General features: G+C 47.7%; 16 protein-coding genes and 1 tRNA gene. All 17 read right to left on the bottom strand.

Translation table 11 applies throughout. The annotated features are described in order from the left end of the window. Positions 1-24: 24 nt before the first annotated feature. The 17 genes from odhB to N7U64_RS03010 all read right to left on the bottom strand — a co-directional run bounded on the left by odhB (position 25) and on the right by N7U64_RS03010 (position 16,715). Complete coding sequence (gene odhB, locus N7U64_RS03090) at positions 25-1,275, bottom strand: 2-oxoglutarate dehydrogenase complex dihydrolipoyllysine-residue succinyltransferase (protein ID WP_318928471.1); 1,251 nt, start codon at positions 1,273-1,275, stop codon at positions 25-27. A 53-nt stretch (positions 1,276-1,328) separates the two neighbouring features. Beyond that, positions 1,329-4,190, bottom strand: coding sequence for a 2-oxoglutarate dehydrogenase E1 component (locus tag N7U64_RS03085; RefSeq protein ID WP_318928469.1), 2,862 nt, complete (start codon positions 4,188-4,190; stop codon positions 1,329-1,331). A gap of 355 nt (positions 4,191-4,545) precedes the next feature. Further along, positions 4,546-5,274: an amino acid ABC transporter ATP-binding protein gene (locus N7U64_RS03080; RefSeq protein ID WP_012370578.1), complete on the bottom strand. Its 729-nt coding sequence runs from the start codon at positions 5,272-5,274 to the stop codon at positions 4,546-4,548. Then, the gene (locus N7U64_RS03075) at positions 5,271-5,915 is read right to left on the bottom strand and encodes an amino acid ABC transporter permease (RefSeq protein ID WP_290828955.1); all 645 of its coding nucleotides are present in this window, start codon (positions 5,913-5,915) and stop codon (positions 5,271-5,273) included. Before N7U64_RS03075 ends, N7U64_RS03080 begins: the two co-directional genes overlap by 4 nt. 36 nt (positions 5,916-5,951) lie before the next feature. Then, positions 5,952-6,716 carry a transporter substrate-binding domain-containing protein gene (locus N7U64_RS03070; protein WP_214764691.1) on the bottom strand — a complete coding sequence of 255 codons (765 nt, stop codon included), beginning with the start codon at positions 6,714-6,716 and terminating at the stop codon, positions 5,952-5,954. A gap of 192 nt (positions 6,717-6,908) precedes the next feature. Next, a tRNA-Leu gene (locus N7U64_RS03065) sits at positions 6,909-6,992 on the bottom strand. Positions 6,993-7,054: 62 nt separating this feature from the next. After that, entirely contained in the window at positions 7,055-7,999 is a 945-nt protein-coding gene (locus N7U64_RS03060; protein WP_318928464.1) for an alpha/beta hydrolase, read from the bottom strand. 22 nt (positions 8,000-8,021) lie between these two features. Continuing rightward, positions 8,022-8,363 carry a hypothetical protein gene (locus N7U64_RS03055; RefSeq protein ID WP_114595634.1) on the bottom strand — a complete coding sequence of 114 codons (342 nt, stop codon included), beginning with the start codon at positions 8,361-8,363 and terminating at the stop codon, positions 8,022-8,024. Positions 8,364-8,383: 20 nt separating this feature from the next. Further along, positions 8,384-9,400: an LD-carboxypeptidase gene (locus tag N7U64_RS03050; RefSeq protein ID WP_318928462.1), complete on the bottom strand. Its 1,017-nt coding sequence runs from the start codon at positions 9,398-9,400 to the stop codon at positions 8,384-8,386. 29 nt (positions 9,401-9,429) lie between these two features. After that, positions 9,430-9,771 carry a thioredoxin family protein gene (locus tag N7U64_RS03045; protein WP_318928460.1) on the bottom strand — a complete coding sequence of 114 codons (342 nt, stop codon included), beginning with the start codon at positions 9,769-9,771 and terminating at the stop codon, positions 9,430-9,432. 130 nt (positions 9,772-9,901) lie between these two features. Then, a complete protein-coding gene (locus tag N7U64_RS03040) occupies positions 9,902-10,270 on the bottom strand; it encodes a DUF779 domain-containing protein (RefSeq protein WP_012370585.1) in 369 nt (122 codons plus the stop codon). 21 nt (positions 10,271-10,291) lie between these two features. After that, positions 10,292-11,812, bottom strand: a complete 1,521-nt coding sequence (gene adh / locus N7U64_RS03035; RefSeq protein WP_318928458.1) for an aldehyde dehydrogenase — start codon at positions 11,810-11,812, stop codon at positions 10,292-10,294. A gap of 211 nt (positions 11,813-12,023) precedes the next feature. Further along, positions 12,024-12,545 carry a TraR/DksA C4-type zinc finger protein gene (locus N7U64_RS03030; RefSeq protein ID WP_012370587.1) on the bottom strand — a complete coding sequence of 174 codons (522 nt, stop codon included), beginning with the start codon at positions 12,543-12,545 and terminating at the stop codon, positions 12,024-12,026. Between the two features lie 85 nt (positions 12,546-12,630). Further along, positions 12,631-13,428 carry a hypothetical protein gene (locus N7U64_RS03025; RefSeq protein WP_131503642.1) on the bottom strand — a complete coding sequence of 266 codons (798 nt, stop codon included), beginning with the start codon at positions 13,426-13,428 and terminating at the stop codon, positions 12,631-12,633. Between the two features lie 242 nt (positions 13,429-13,670). After that, positions 13,671-14,816 carry a mannitol-1-phosphate 5-dehydrogenase gene (locus tag N7U64_RS03020; protein ID WP_318928452.1) on the bottom strand — a complete coding sequence of 382 codons (1,146 nt, stop codon included), beginning with the start codon at positions 14,814-14,816 and terminating at the stop codon, positions 13,671-13,673. Positions 14,817-14,819: 3 nt separating this feature from the next. Then, positions 14,820-15,257 carry a PTS sugar transporter subunit IIA gene (locus N7U64_RS03015; protein WP_012370590.1) on the bottom strand — a complete coding sequence of 146 codons (438 nt, stop codon included), beginning with the start codon at positions 15,255-15,257 and terminating at the stop codon, positions 14,820-14,822. A gap of 24 nt (positions 15,258-15,281) precedes the next feature. After that, positions 15,282-16,715, bottom strand: a complete 1,434-nt coding sequence (locus tag N7U64_RS03010) for a PTS mannitol transporter subunit IICB (RefSeq protein ID WP_214764630.1) — start codon at positions 16,713-16,715, stop codon at positions 15,282-15,284. Between the last annotated feature and the right edge of the window lie 142 nt (positions 16,716-16,857).

Raw genomic sequence — 16,857 nt, 5'->3', positions numbered from 1 at the left:
AAACAGGGAGTAAAAATGATTGAATCAAGCTTCAAAAATCAATGACTCCGGATCTTCAAGCAAGTCTTTGATGTGCTTCAGGAACGTGACGGCTTCTTTCCCGTCAACGATTCGGTGGTCGTAGGAAAGTGCAACGTACATCATTGGACGATTTTCCATCCGCTCGGCGTCGATGGCGACCGGACGCAGGTTGATCGCATGCATCCCGAGAATCGCGACTTGCGGTCCGTTCAGGATTGGTGTCGACATCAATGATCCAAACGTTCCGCCGTTTGTGATCGTAAATGTCCCGCCTGTCAAATCCGATAGGCCAAGCTTGTTGTCCCGGGCTTTGACGGCCAGATTGATGATATCTTTTTCAATTTCACCGAAGTTCTTTTTATCGGCGTCACGGACAACCGGTACAACCAAGCCGTCTGGTGCGGAAACAGCGATTCCGATATCGTAGAATTTCTTAAGAACAATTTCGTCCCCTTGAATTTCGGCGTTCAGATACGGCATTTTTTTCAGCGCAGCAACGGCCGCTTTCGTGAAGAATGACATGAAACCGAGCTTAACTTCATTGTCCTTGACGAATTTTTCCTGGCGGCGCTTCCGTAATGACATGACAGCCGACATATCGATTTCATTGAACGTCGTCAACATCGCTGCCGTTTGTTGAACCTCTACTAAACGGTTGGCAATCGTTTTACGGCGACGTGACATTTTAATCCGTTCTTCCGGTTTACCCGGAGCTGCAGGCGGTGCTGCTTGTGGTGCCGGCGCTTGCGGTGCTTTTGCTTGTTCACGCGGAGCGACTTCAAACGTCGCGACATCCTGGACACGAATCCGTCCGAGTGGATCTTGTGTCGCGACTTGCGCTAAATCGATTCCTTTTTCACGGGCCATTTTCCGGGCAGCCGGTGATGCGATCGGACGATCGGCAACCGACGTCGCTTCAGTCGCGGCAACAGGTGCCGGCTGTTCTTTTTTCGGTTCCTGTGCAACCGGTGCTTCTTTTTGCTCCGGTGCCGGCGTTGTTGCTGCCGGTTGTGCCGCTTCCCCGCCTGCCGTGATGATGGCAATCGTCTCTCCGACACGGACTGTATCCCCTTCGGCTGCCATTACTTCAGACAGGATACCCGCTTCATCAGACGGTACTTCGATGTTAACTTTATCTGTCTCCAGCTCGACGATGGCTTCCCCTTTTTCTACCTGATCGCCGGGTTGTTTTAACCACGATGCGACCGTACCTTCTGTAATCGATTCTGCAAGTTCTGGCACTTTGATTTCCATGTTAATTCGTCCCCCTAAGACTCTTTTCGTGTTTGACCCCACTTGATTGTAGCTTAGACATTTGTTTCGGAAGTAGCTGATGTGCTCGGTTGATTGACTGTCGTCCGCGTCAAGGCATCTGTCAGAATCCGCGCCTGTTCGACTTTATGTCCTGTCGGATCACCTTCCGCCGTACTTGAACGTCGACGACGGCCGATGTAACGGACCGTTGTAATGCCATTGACGGCAACCGATTCAAGACGCGGCTCGATGTATGTCCAAGCCCCCATGTTTTTCGGTTCTTCCTGCACCCAGACAAACTCACTGACATTCGGATAACGTTCAAGCAAAGCATTTAACTGCTTGGCCGGGAACGGATAAATTTCTTCAATCCGGACAATATGCAACCAGTTGAAATCATCATCTGATTTTGAAACGGCTTCCGCCAAATCAATGGCCACTTTTCCGCTGCAGAAGACGATTCGTTCCACCTGTTCCGGTGATTGTCCGAGACCGTCCTGTTCGACGATCCGTTTAAATGAACCGTCTGTCAGTTCCGAGAGATCGGACGTCGCCAGTGGATGGCGGAGTAAACTTTTGGGTGTCATGACGACAAGCGGACGGACTTCTTCTTTTCCAAGAATCGCGGCCTGACGGCGTAGCAGATGGAAATACTGGGCCGCACTCGATACATTGGCGACCGTCCAGTTCTTCTCACCTGACAGGGTCAGGAAACGTTCCAGACGGGCACTCGAGTGCTCCGGTCCTTGTCCTTCATATCCGTGTGGTAACAGCATGACAAGTCCGGAAGTCTGCCCCCATTTGGCACGGCTTGCCGAGATGAACTGGTCAAAGATGACTTGACCCGAGTTGGCAAAGTCGCCGTACTGGGCTTCCCACAACACCAGTGTTTCCGGTGCGAACACATTATAACCGTATTCGAATCCGAGAACGCCTGCTTCCGACAACGGACTGTTGTAGACAGCAAATGAGGCCGTTGCTGACTTCAAGCTGTGCATCGGTGAAAACGATTTGCCGGTTTTGACATCATTTAAATTGATGTTCCGCTGGGCAAATGTTCCCCGTTCCGAATCCTGACCACTGAGCCGGATTGGTGTGCCATCGGAAAGAATCGAGGCGAATGCCAACGTTTCCGCATGTCCCCAGTCGATACCGTTTTTCGTCGTCAACGCGTCGGTCCGGCGTTTCAACACTTTTTCAAGTTTATGGAAGACATTGAATCCGCTTGGCCATTCGAGCAACTGTTCATTGTAAGCCGTCAATTTTTCAACCGCGACGCCGGTCTCGATGTGCGGGACACCTTTGAAGACGACGTCCGGCATGATGCCGCCGTACTCTTTTTCGACATTCGGAACTTTCTCACGTGCCGCTTTCATCATGTCATTGATGTCCGATTCAATCGTCGTGACATCTTCTTTCGTTACATCATTTTGTTCGACCAGTTGCTTCGCATATAAGACACGGGCTGAATCGTGTTTATGGATCAAATCGTAAAGAACAGGATTCGTGTTCATCGGCTCGTCCATCTCGTTATGTCCGAAGCGACGGTATCCGATCAAATCAATCAAGACGTCTTTGTTGAACGTCGCGCGGTATTCGCTGGCAAGCAATGCGACTGCCAAACAACTTTCCGGCTCATCCGCATTGACGTGGAAAATCGGAATCTCATACCCTTTTGCCAAGTCACTCGAATAACGGGTCGAACGGGAATCCGTCGGTTCCGTCGTAAAGCCGATTGTGTTATTGGCAATGATATGAATCGTTCCGCCTGTGTTATAACCTTTCAAATTCGTCAGGTTCAACGTTTCAGCAACGATTCCTTGTCCCGGGAAGGCAGCGTCTCCATGAATGAGAATGGCGGCGGCTTTTCCCTGTTCCTGACGCGGTGCCCCTTTTTGTGAACGGTCATCTTGCGCTGCCCGTGTGAAACCTTCGACGACAGGATCGACGAACTCGAGGTGAGACGGATTGTTGGCAAGCGTCATCCGGACGTTACTTGATTGTTGCTCCATCTTCCGGTTTAACCCTAAATGATACTTCACGTCTCCCGTCCAGCCGTACGTGATGCCGATTGACCCTTCGGAAGGGACCAGATCATGGTTCGGTGCATGCTGGAATTCCGCGAAAATCATTTCATACGGTTTTCCTAAAACATGCGCCAAGACGTTTAATCTTCCCCGGTGCGCCATTCCGATATTGATCGTTTCCGACCCGTTGGCAATCAGATGTCCAACGATCGTGTCGAGCAATGGAACCATCGCGTCAAGTCCTTCAATCGAGAACCGTTTCTGTCCGACGTACGTTTTATGGAGATACTTTTCGAATAATTCCGTCTCGGCGAGCCGTTTGAATAACTGCTTTTTCTGTTCGACCGATAAACGTGCCGTCAATGCACCTTGTTCAATTTTTTGGCGTAACCATTTCTTTTCTTCCAAATCATCGACATGTTGGAACTCAACGGCTGCCGCACCTGTATACTGTGCTTTTAAATGTTCGATTCCTTCATAGGCATCCTTCAGATGTCCCGGCGGTTCCGGACAAACAAGCGTGACCGGCATGCCGCGTAAATCGGCTTCCGTCAATCCGAACTGACGAAGCTCCAGCAATTCCGTTTCCCGCGGATGATCTTTCAGCGGATAGATGTCAGCCGCAAGGTGACCTTTCGCTCGAATTTGATCCGCTAAGCGACTCGCTGCCAAGTACTTTTCGAAATCTCCCGTTTCGATCGGTTGCTGAGTTACTGATTCTGCGACCGGAGCACCATTTTGTTCGAAATAGGCCCGTGTTTCTTCATCAACAGAAGAAGCATCTTCTAAAAAGCGTTCATACAATTCAATGATGTATCCAAGGTTTGGTCCATAAAATGTTTGCTGTTCCTGTTCCCGGCTTGCCATGTACGGTTCCCCCCGTTTCATTCATTCCACTCTTTGTACTGAAAATCAGTACATTTCCAGATCTCTACCTGTTAGCGCTTTCAAATCATATGACATAAAAATTCGATAATCGTCATGTTCCTTGCAACGAGACCGAACATAACCCTTAACGATGGCCTGTATGTCAAAAGTGTTTGCCTTAGTTATTATATTACTACTTCTTTTAGGTCAGTGCGTTTCGAATTCCCAATTTCTCAGTCATAAATGTATAAGTTTTTCTTATGACTGTACCCTGTGTTGTTTATGAATGAAACCTCTCTAGGGGAAAACAGCTGTATTCGTCAAAAAAAGAGCAGGAACGACCTCCCTGAAGGCCATTCCTGCTCAATGTCTTGTGTTATAACACTTTACTTAAAAACGATTGTGTCCGTTCGTGTTGTGGAGAATCAAATAATAGACTCGGAATGTTTTCTTCGACGATGAAACCACCATCCATAAAAAGAACCCGATCCCCGACTTCACGCGCAAATCCCATCTCGTGCGTGACGACAATCATCGTCATCCCTTCAAGTGCCAACTGTTTCATGACAGCAAGGACATCGCCGACCATTTCCGGGTCGAGCGCGGATGTCGGCTCGTCGAACAACATGATTTTCGGATTCATGGCCAGGGCACGGGCAATGGCAACCCGTTGTTTTTGACCGCCGGACAGTTCCCCCGGATAGTTATCGGCTTTCTCCCGCAATCCGACTTTATCCAACAATTCGAGCGCCCGCTGTTTCGCTTGCGTTTTGTCCGTTTTCCGGACTTTCATCGGTGCAAGCGTGACGTTCTCAAGCACGGTCTTGTGGGGAAACAAGTTGAAATGTTGAAACACCATTCCGACTTCTTCACGGACTTTATTGATATCGACTTTCGGATCTGTGATGTCATGGGTATCGACGATTACTGTACCGCCCGTGATATCTTCGAGCCGGTTCAAGCAACGGAGAAACGTACTTTTCCCCGATCCCGAAGGTCCAATGACACACACGACTTCTTTTTCTTCAATCTCGACCGAAATATCCTTTAAGACTTCGTTCGAACCAAATGATTTTTTTAATTGTTTGACTTCAATGATACTCATCGCAGTGTAAACCTCCGCTCCAAGAATTTCCCTAATAGTGAAAGGAGATAGATGACGACGAAGTACATCAGACCGACGACCGTCCAGACAATGAACGGTTCAAATGTCGTTGCTTGTTGCACTTGTCCCTGTTGCGTCAAATCCGCGATACCGATGATCGATAGCAACGACGTATCTTTTAAACTGATGATCGATTGGTTCGTAATCGTCGGCAGCATACGGCGGAAGGCTTGCGGTAAAACGATTTGTGTCATCGTTTGACGCCCCGTCATACCGAGAGAACGTGCCGCTTCTGTCTGCCCTTTATCAATCGATTGAATCCCGGCCCGGATGATCTCGGCGAAATAGGCTCCGGCATTAATGGCGACAGTGAGAATCCCGGCATACATCCGGTCCATCGACAGCCACTCAAGTGAATTGAGTCCAAAATAAATGAAGAACAATTGGACGATAAAGGGCGTTCCCCGGATGACATCGATGTAGACGATGGCAATCCCGTTTAAAATCTTAAGTGGTGATAAACGCATCAAGGCGACGATCAAGCCGATTATAAATCCAACGATGACCGCGATGATAAAGATATAGAGGGTGATCTGTAACCCTTCCAGAAAAAACGGAAACGCCGTTTTTGCGACTTCCATCAGTGACTCAACTCCCTTGTCATTCGTACAAATGGCTTATTTTAAATACGTATCGACGATTTTGTCGTACTCCCCGTTTTCTTTCAGGTTTGCGAGTCCTTTGTTGATTTTTTTCATCAACTCTTCGTTTTCACCCTTGAGGACGGCAATTCCGTAATTATCACCATTCAAACGGTCTCCGACGAGTTTCAGACCAAGGTTTTGCTGTTTGTTTGCATAGGAGATGACCGGATAATCTTCAATCAATGCGGCAGCATTTCCGTTTTTGACTTCCTGGAACATGGCCGGGCTGTCATTGAATTGGGTGACGGTGATTCCGAGTTTGTCTGCATTGTCAGTTGCATATTTTGCACCTGTTGTTCCCTTTTTAACCGCAACTTTCTTGCCTTTCAAATCATCGACTGATTTGATTTTGTTTTCATCTTCTTTGACGACCAGGATCAGCCCAGCTTTAAAGTACGGGTCTGAGAACGTAACAACCTTTTTCCGTTCCGGTGTGATACTCATTCCGGCAATCGCTACATCCAGTTGGTTCGCTTGAAGAGCGGGAATGATTCCGCTGAAATCCATCGCTTCAAACTTTATTTTAAATCCTTGATCTTTGGCAATCGCTTTGATGAGGTCGATATCGATTCCCTTGTATGTGTCCCCGTCTTTATATTCGAACGGCGGATACGTAACATCAATGCCAACCTTGTACGTCTTGTCTTTCGAGACCTCGTCCTGTGAACCGATACTACATGCGCTTAATACCACGAGACAGCTGAGCAATAAAAATAATACCGATAAATGCTTTTTCATGTTGTTACTCCTCTCTTGAAGACAAATGCCTTCTTTCATGTATTTTCCTCAAAAACTTTTCCTTAACACATATTTTATCAGAAAAATTCAAATTTTACGAACAAACTTGTTAAGAGCATGAATCAAAATTTTTCAAAATAAAAAAATAGGAGCACCCTTCTGACGAAGAGTACTCCTATTTCCACTTTAAAATGCCGCCGAGAGGACTTGAACCTCCACGGTGTTGCCACCACTAGATTCTGAGTCTAGCGCGTCTACCAGTTCCGCCACGACGACTTCTATTTATGTTATTAGAATACTAAATAGTTTTTTTCGTGTCAACGGTTTCATGCATTTTTTTATACTTTTTCTGTCGGTTCGTCTAAAATCCGCCGGACGAATCGTTCCACGACCGTATCGTATGTGTCCGGATCCTCGAAATAAGCCATCGCGTGGGCTGCATTCGGAATGACTACCAATTCTTTTTCCGTCGGACAGGCTTGATACAATTCATAGACCATTGAAGTCGGAACAAATGTATCGGCTCCGCCGTGAATAAACAGAATCGGAACCGTCGCCCGCTGGACTTGCTTAATGGCCGAGGCTTCACTGAAAAAATAGCCCGCTTTTAATTTCGTCAAGATACTTGTCATCGTCAGGAACGGGAAATGCGGCAGACGATACATCCGCTTCATTTGATAGGCGAGAACGGCGTTGACCGACGTATACGCACAATCGGAAATGATGCCTTTGATTTGCGGCGGCAACAGTTCCCCACTGGTCATCAGAACGGTTGCTCCTCCCATCGAAACACCGTGCAAAAAGATTGCACTTTCCTGGCCAAGACGAGCTACCAGATATTCGGTCCACCGGAGACAATCTTCCCGGTCATGCCATCCGAAACCAATATAGTTCCCGTCACTTTTTCCGTGTCCACGGTTATCCGGCATCATGACGTGGAAACCGGCTTGGTGATACAGATACGCAAATCCGGCCAAATCCGTTCCGACACCACCGTATCCATGCACTAAAATCACAATCCGATCCGATGGTACAAGCGGCGGTAAGTAATGCCCGCGTAACATTAATCCGTCATGCGCCTTGACTTCAATCAATTCCAGCGGCTGTTCTTTAATCCACGTCTGCCCCGGTTGCATCAGACGGACCATTTCGTCACTCAAATCACGGTTGTTGGATAAAAAGGGTTTCGGATTGGTCGCGATCGCCATTTCATAAAAGTAATAACTCGCTGCAAGCATCCCGGAACCGATTACACCTAAACCGATTTTCGTTCGTGTTCGCATTGCTCCCACTCCTCATCTGCTCTTAAAGATCAATTTGTAGTTGTGCCGAGGACTCGGCATCCTCTTCTTGTAAAATTTGTTGCCGCAGACGATGTTCGTGTTGTGCCTTTCGGTAAGCAAATTCCTGAACCAATTCTTGTCCCGTAAATCCTTCTTCGACGATGTCCGACAGCAAATCCGTTTCCGTCGTGACAATCTCCTGTGGGTTCCGAATAATCAACACTTGACCGACCTGTGCTAACATCAGTTCGTCTTTTACCTGTAACGCATCATAAAACGGTTCAGGCAGGGTCATCCGCCGTGTTTCCGGATTGATGTGCACCCGCTTGTACGCTGCTAACGATTGAAACTTCCGACTCGCCATATCTGTCCTCCTCTTCTAGATTACTGAAATGTCATGTCTAATCTAGAATCTTTTCCTTGAATCATGATAGTTGCTGATGCTCCGTTGACGAGTGTCATTTGCGGCGGTTGGTGACCGATATCGAGATCGTAAAACACCGGAATGTCCAGCAGTTTTTTAAACGTCTCATACACGTCGAGGATGGTATACTCCTCAACTGTCCGCCCGCCGGCTGTTCGTCCGAACACGATGCCCGATGCCCGCTCGAACCACCCCGCGAGGTACATCTGCATCAGCGAACGGTGAACGTCGGTGGCACTCGCTTCCGATACTTCAAAGTACCAAAGAATCGGTTCTTCATTCAGCTGATCCGTCTGAAACGTGACCACATCTCCGTACGGTGTTCCGATGAGATGACGAATCGTTTCAAGACATCCGCCAAGCAACCGGCCGGATACCTGTTTTTGGGCCGGATCGATTGTTTTCCACTCTGTTGCCGCGTCGAGGTGGTACATATAACGTTCGGGCCGTTCCGCATGATTCCAATTCGTCTGATACAAATCAGATGTCCACTGCGTCACGGTTGCTCCGGCAGGCGTCGCGAGAACTCGTCGCCAAGCTGTCGTCGTTTCATCCCATTCTTCACTGCGCATGTCGACGAAGTTTGGTCCGTGCGCCGTCGCAATGCCGGTCTTGAGCGTAATCGCAAACAGTAATGTACTGATATCCGAATACCCGAGCAACCACTTTGCCGGAATTCGTTCAAAATCCAGGAATGGTAACACATCAATCGCCCGTTCCCCTCCAAATGGTGGAATGATTGCATCAATTTCCGGATTTTGTAGCATTGCATTCAGCTCGTCCGCCCGCGTTTGAACCGGCGCACTTGCCGCCTGCTGTTGTGTCCAAACGGTTTGTCCGACTTGAACAGTCATTTGCCGATCCCGTAATCGATTCGTCGCCTCTTCAATCATCGGATGCAGTTCTTCCGGTAATCCGGAAGACGGAGCCGTCACACCGATTGTTTGTCCGGTCCAACCTAAATAAGGATAACGCATGTCTGTTTCCTCCTGACGATGTGATATTGTTAATCGAGTGATGCCACCAATCGGCTGAGCTGTTCGACTTTTTTAGTAAACGGTTCAATGGGAACGATTCGTACTTCCCGGTGAATTTCTTTCCCGTTCGCAAAAAAAAGCAAAGCCGGAGCAGTAAACACGGGAAATTCTCCGGCAATTTCCGGGACGCTTCCTAAATCGACATGTCCCGACCGAAATTCGGGATGACTTGCTAATATCGGCTCAATCTGCGGAAACAACGAAGCGCAGACACCGCAGCCCGGACTCGAAACATAAATAAAACTCGCCCGCTGCCCGAGATAAAAATCCCTCACGGCTTCAATGGACGTCAACTCTTGAAAAGTCGCCATGTTTCGTCCTCCTCTTTTTGTAAAATATCTTTTAATTATAACGTGATGCCACAAAAAAAACACCTTCCACCCGGTGTATCTAAGTCATAAGCACTTAAATACTCGGGCGAGGTGTCTTCTTTTGATTGTTCTATGGTTTGGCAGTAGCTGTGAGCTCCGCATATTCTTCAGACGTAAAAGCACGAGAACGTGTTAAAAACCGTTTCCCCTCGACGCCTTCCAAGGAAAACATTCCGCCTCGACCATCAACGACATCAATGATCAGTTGCGTATGTTTCCAGTAGGCGTATTGATCCTCATGAATATAAAACGGACAGCCGCCGATTGTACCGATCAATAAATCTTGATCGCCTAAAAATAAATCGCCTTCCGCAAAACACATCGGGGAACTGCCGTCACAACATCCACCCGATTGATGAAACATTAACGGTCCGTGTTTTGCTTTTAGCAGTTCAATCAATTCCAAGCCGGCATCGGTCGCAAGTACACGTTCGACCATGTCGCCACATCCTTTCTTCGATTAGAAGAAACCAAGTTTATCCGGGCTGTAGCTGACGAGAAGATTTTTTGTCCGCTGGTAATGGTTAAGCATCATTTTATGATTTTCACGGCCGATTCCCGACATTTTGTAACCGCCGAACGCAGCATGTGCCGGATATTGGTGGTAACAGTTTGTCCAGACGCGTCCTGCTTCAATCGCGCGTCCGAAGCGGTATGCCCGGTTCATGTCACGCGTCCAGACACCGGCACCTAAGCCGTACAGCGTGTCATTGGCAATTTGCAGTGCTTCTTCTTCTGTTTTAAATGTCGTGACGGACAGGACTGGCCCAAAAATCTCTTCTTGGAAAATCCGCATCTTGTTGTTTCCTTTGAAAATCGTTGGTTGAATATAATAACCATCCGCGAGGTCACCGTCAAGATGGTTCCGTTCGCCGCCAATCAGACACTCGGCCCCTTCCGATTTTCCGATTTCGAGATACGACAAAATTTTCTCCATTTGTTCACTCGATGCTTGAGCACCCATCATTACATCAGCATCCAGCGGATTACCAAGTTTGATCGCTTTGACACGTTCGAGGACCCGTTCCATGAATGGCTCGTAGATGGATTCTTCAATCAAGGCACGTGATGGACACGTACAGACCTCCCCTTGGTTCAAGGCAAACATCAATAATCCTTCGATTGCTTTATCGAAAAAGGTATCATCGGCATCCATGATATCAGCAAAGAAGATGTTTGGTGATTTCCCGCCGAGCTCGAGTGTAACCGGAATGATGTTTTGCGACGCATACTGCATGATGAGTCGTCCCGTCGTTGTTTCACCCGTAAAGGCGATTTTCGCAATCCGCTTGCTTGAGGCGAGCGGTTTTCCGGCTTCCAGTCCGAAACCGTTGACGATATTCAGGACACCCGGAGGTAATAAGTCTTCAATCAGTTCAGTCATCAGTAAAATACTTGCCGGTGTTTGTTCCGCCGGTTTCAAGACGACACAGTTTCCTGCCGCGAGTGCCGGTGCGAGTTTCCAGACAGCCATTAAAATCGGGAAGTTCCACGGGATGATCTGACCGACGACTCCAAGTGGCTCATGGAAATGATAAGCGACTGTATCGTTGTCGAGTTCCCCGATTGAACCTTCTTGGGCCCGGATGACACCTGCAAAGTACCGGAAGTGATCGATGGCAAGCGGAAGATCGGCATTCAGTGTCTCACGGACTGCTTTCCCGTTTTCGAGCGTTTCCGCATAGGCGAGCATCTCAAGATTTTCTTCCATCCGATTCGCAATTTTATTTAAGATGTTTGACCGCTCTGCGACTGACGTCTTGCCCCAGGCATCTTTTGCCGCATGTGCCGCGTCAAGTGCCAGTTCGACGTCTTCTTTCCCTGAACGGGCGACTTGACATAATACTTTCCCGGTAATCGGCGTCACGTTATCAAAATATTCTCCACCGACCGGTGCCGTCCATTTTCCGTTAATGAAATTTTCATAACGATCCTTGTATTGTACCTTTGACCCTTGCGTGTTTGGAATCTCATAAATCATCTGATTGTTCCTCCCTCAAATAAAATGGTCAACCGACGAGAAGGTATCTCATGTATGCGCTTTCATTTTACCCCTATCGAAATGTCTTCTCGTTTCTATCGTACCAAATGTTTTATAAAAGTCAAAATTTTCCGATATTTTTTAAAGATTTTTTTCACAAAAAAAAACACGTCATCTCCAAAAAAATGGATTGACGTGTGGATTGGTCGAATCAGCGTGTCGGATCTATGCCGTCCTCTTTATCCGAAGGTGTATCCGAGTTTCCGAACTCACCGACTTTACTGAATCCGTCAGTTGCCCCGTCAATGTCTTTACCGGTTGCCGTAACGGATGGATCAAGGACCGCCTCTTCACTCGGGCGCGATGTCGGATCGTTTCCAAGCTGCTCTTCTTCTTTTTTCGCGTCTTCGATACATAATAACGTTTCCGGAATGATATCAAGACGTTCGATTTCAATCTCTTTGCCACAGACTTTACAGATTCCGTACGTGCCATCTTCAATTGCTTTTAACGCGACATCGACGTCCGATAACATTTCTTCCTGCATATCTGTCATTGCTTGATCGCGTTCCCGTAAAAACAATTCGTCTCCCGAATCGCCCGGGTGGTTGTCGTAGCTCGACAGTTCCCCTGTATCATAGTCGACTTCGCGATTTTCAATATTTGTTTCCGTTTTATTTTTTTCCTTTAACAAACGTGTTTTGAATGTCTCAATTTGCTTTTCTGATAACATAGCCTTCATCTCCAATTCTTTAGCTTCAGCTTCTTCTCTAAAGGATTTAACCGAAATGAAACTATGTTAAACGTCAAAGACTGTCTTAAGAACATTTATAGGAGCGGATCGAGCCGTGTAAATCACAGATGACCGTCATGAATTCTTGACCATCCTTGAAGCAGATTTGATGGCTTCTGCCGTTTTTAGAAGTCGTAATATCATCGATCCACAGCCGGGTAGCGTCAGCGGAGGATAACATCGCCACTTTGTCACGAATCAAGAACAGATCAAACGGCAACAGATTCAAGGACTGGATGACTAAACCGAATTTCCGGAACAGCGGATCCAGCTGGTAATGCGAGAGACTGTATAAACTCTTCTCCATCCCGCCGATCAACAATTGAATCGAGTGACACGGTTCTCGGCTGTCGATCCGCTCTTTTTGCAGGATGATTCGCCCTTGAACGCCGGATCCATCAAAGACATGTTGCATTTTCTCTTGATCGACGCGAAGAGCTCCCGGTTTGACATGCAGGACCAGATGCGCAAATTCGGCGTAATCCGGTTTTCCGATTTCAAGCGCCTGGATATGTCTCACTTCTTCCCGTTCAATCAATTCAATCAGTCCGCGTTCCACCGTGTCCGATACGTCCCCTTCAGAGGAAAGACGGACATCAATCACGTATTGATCAACGACGGTGTTGACTTCGAGTGTATACATCAAGTGCTGGTTCTGTTCTTGTTCGAGGGTCAAGCGGTTCAACAGCAATTGATGAATCAGTTCGACCGGTGTATGGGATGAAAATTGACTCGTGTAAATCAAGTGTTTTGCTGCCATCGAATGGTTTGATTTTAATCGTGTTCCTTTAGCCATATATACGTTCACTTTATAATTCAGCATAATTCCACCTTCTCTTAACTAAGAATCGGATCGGAGAATAGTTCCGTTTCTATAGCGTACATCGCAAAAACCGTTAAAAATATTCGATAACGAATATTCTAAATCTGTTATACACAAGGCAATGAATTTATGTTAAAGATTTGGAAATTAGAAGACTATGATGCTTTTCCTAAAATAATTAGACTTAACGACAAAAAAACCAGTTCCCGGCAAACACCGGAACTGGTTCAGGTCAAACGGGATCAGGCAATGGAATCACTCATCGGGTGCATCTGTTCATACTGACTGACAATCAGTTGACTGAGACGTTCGTCTGCTTCCAGTCCCAGATAAGTCGCGACGGTTTCTTGGATGCCGTTTTGTTCAATAAAGGTATTTAATTCAGAAGATTCTGAATCGTTTGGATCGGAGTAGGTTAAAGCCGCGGCAATCCCCAAAGCTAATCCATTCGCCTCGATACCACGGTCCATCAATTCACGGGCCGGTTTGACCAAGCGATCGCGTGGTCCGAGCTTCCGGATCGGTGAACGGGCAACACGGACGATTTCATCATGGATCCGCGGATTTTCAAATCGTTTAATGTTTTTTTGGATATAGGCGCTGTGATCTTTCGGATCAAAGCCGTATTTCTCAAGCAGTAACCATCCGGTTTCATACAAGGCACTTTGTACGCCGCGCCGGACACGAACATCCTGCAGACTTTCAGCAATCGTCTCTTTTCCAAACAACGCACCGAGGTAAGAGGCGATCGCATGCCCGGTGTTAACGGTGAATAATTTCCGTTCGATGAACGGTGTGATGTCTGCCACGTATGTCACACCTTCGAACACCGGATAACCATCCGGTAACGCCTTTGTCTCAATGACCCACTCGAAAAACGGTTCGACTTCGACGTATAACGGATCGTCATGGTGTTGCAACGGGACAATCCGGTCGACGGCAGCATTCGGGAAAAAGACATTGCCTGGCATTGACTCGAGATGGTGCATCACTTCTTGCTGCAAGTGACTGGATCCTTCGATCATGTTTTCACATGCGATCACAAAGACGTTTTTGGTTGTCGCCCGTTGTTTGAGTCCTTCCGCAAGCAAAGGAGCAATTCTCGCAAGCAATGTCGGTCCGACAGCTGTCGTCACGACATCAGCTGTCGCGATGGCTTCGACTACCCGCTCGGCTTCAGTCTGACTGTTCAACGCTGTGACGCGCGACACCTCTTCCACCGCTGCTTCTTCCGCCGCATAACCGACCGTATACGCCCCGCGCGTTTTCAACGCTTCGACGACTTCGGCATTCACGTCAATGAAACAGACATCATAACCTGATTTAACCAATTGTAAGCCGATGAAGCCCCGACCGATATTTCCTGCACCAAAATGAACGGCTTTCATGGCTTACACCTCCACAGATAACAGCTGAATAATGTCTTCGGCTGTTTGCGCTTTGACCAACTGCTCGACATTCTCTTCATCCGAACAAATGATGGCAATGTGCGACAGCAGTTCCAGGTGTTCGTCACCGATGCCGGCGATCCCGATGATCAGCTTCGCCTGTTCGGTTCCAAACGACACACCGTTCGGAACCTGTAGAATGGATAATCCTGTTTTTAAGACTTCTTCTTTTGACTCTTCCGTCCCATGAGGAATTGCGACATGGTTTCCGATGTAGACCGTCGATAACCGGTGACGGGTTTTCATCGATTCGATATAGTTCGGACGGACATATCCATGATCGACGAGCAATGTTCCCGCTGCTTCAATCGCTTCCTCGTCAGTATTAAACTGTTGATTCAGTAACACCATTTCTTTTTCCAGTTTCATCGCAGTTGCCATCCTTCATTCACTCCTGTCTATTTTTTAAGAAATTTTATTGCGTGCGGTTTCGATTTCGTGAACCAGTTGATCATAGTAACCTGCATTCAAGAAGTTTTCGACGGACCGATGTTCAGCTTGCGGTACTCGTTCCTTCGCCCGTTGCGTCAAATCCTGGTGCGTGATGATGAATTCGGCATCTGTCGGGAGTTGACTGATTGACGTGTTCGTTACTTTAATCGGCAGTCCGGCTTTATTAATTTTGTTTCGTAAGACGGATGCGCCCATTGCACTCGATCCCATTCCGGCGTCGCAGGCAAAAATGATGTGTTCGACTTCTGCTAATGAAGTTGCAGATTCCGCTGAAACAAGCGAGGAAGCAATCGAATTTTTACCTTTCATCGCGCTGACATTAGCCGTTGCTTCTTCAAGCGATGTCTCTTTTGCTTTACTCGTTTTGAGCAAGACAGACGAAACAACAAACGTAACGGATGCAGAAATCAGAATACCGGCAACAAGACCGACATATGAACCGCGAGATGCCATCGCAAGGACAGCAATGATACTTCCTGGTGAAGCCGGTGCGACCAGACCGACATCAAATAAGACGAAAGTGAGGATACCGCTCATACCGCCGGCAATCATGGCGAGCAAGAGAACCGGTTTCATCAGCACATACGGGAAGTAGATTTCATGAATCCCGCCGATGAACTGGATAAAGGCTGCCCCTGGTGCTGTCTTTTTCGCTGCGCCTGAACCGAAGACCGAATAAGCGAGTAACAAGCCGAGACCCGGTCCCGGATTCGCTTCGAGTAAAAACAGAACCGATTTTCCGGCTTCACTGACTTGGTCCAAACCTAGCGGACTTAAGATTCCGTGGTTAATGGCATTGTTGAGGAACAAGATTTTAGCCGGTTCGATGAACAGACTCGCAAGTGGCAACAAATGAGCACTGACGATCGCTCCAACAGCCGCTGCCATGATATCGTCCAGTCCCGTCATCAGCGGACCAAACAGTTTAAAGCCACCGATCATCAACAAACCACCGATAATCCCGACCGAGAAATTGTTAACGAGCATCTCAAGACCCGGTTTAACTTTGCCTTCAATTAGTTGATCAAATTTCTTGATGGTAAATCCGCCGAGTGGTCCCATGACCATTGCGCCGAGGAACATCGGAATTTCTGTTCCGACGATGACCCCCATCGTCGCCAGTGCCCCGACGACTCCTCCGCGAACGTCATGCATCAATTTCCCGCCGGTAAACCCAATCAGTAGCGGCAACAGATACGTAATCGTCGGACCGACTAACTCCGCCAGACTTTTATTCGGTGCCCACCCGGTCGGAATGAATAACGCCGTGATGATCCCCCAGGCGATGAATGCGCCGATGTTCGGCATGACCATCCCGCTGAGGAAACTTCCAAACCGTTGTACCTGGACACGGAGTCCACGTTTTCCTTCTTGTGTTGTTGTCATTGGTGTACCCTCCATTTCGTTTGCATTGTATGATAAGTGCTTTGCTATGTCCTTATTGTATGCGTTCTGGAAACGCTTACTCAATCTTTCCTAGTTCACGTTTTGGCAGATTACTTGGACAAGACCAAAAGAACCATCCGTA

The sequence above is a fragment of the Exiguobacterium sp. K1 genome (assembly GCF_033721435.1).
In the GTDB taxonomy this organism is placed as follows: domain Bacteria; phylum Bacillota; class Bacilli; order Exiguobacteriales; family Exiguobacteriaceae; genus Exiguobacterium_A; species Exiguobacterium_A artemiae.
This window is presented reverse-complemented; position numbering and strand designations above follow the sequence as displayed.